The organism is Flavobacterium sp. UGB4466 (assembly GCF_903469665.1).
In the GTDB taxonomy this organism is placed as follows: Bacteria; Bacteroidota; Bacteroidia; order Flavobacteriales; family Flavobacteriaceae; genus Flavobacterium; species Flavobacterium lipolyticum.
The window spans coordinates 1-240 of sequence record NZ_CAGKLC010000304.1; the positions used below are offsets into that span (position 1 = coordinate 1).

Annotated in this window: 1 protein-coding gene; it reads left to right on the forward strand. The window is 42.9% G+C overall.

Annotated elements, in window-relative coordinates:
• The coding region (locus tag JO950_RS22165; RefSeq protein ID WP_202704573.1) for a condensation domain-containing protein at positions 1–240 on the forward strand (240 nt) is incomplete at both ends.

The window sequence follows — 240 nt, forward strand, 5'->3', positions numbered from 1 at the left end:
ATATGTGCAGGAGAATGGCGGCAGTCTTTTCATGGGCTTACTGGCCTCATGGAAGGTTTTAATGTACCGTTATACCGCTCAGCAGGATATCATCGTAGGAATTCCGGTAGCGGGTAGAGATCATGCTGATCTGGAAGACCAGATTGGTTTTTATGTAAACACGCTAGCTTTAAGAAACAGGGTTAATCCTCAGGAAAGTTTTGACGGTTTTCACCAGTCTGTAAAAGAGCATACTTTAAA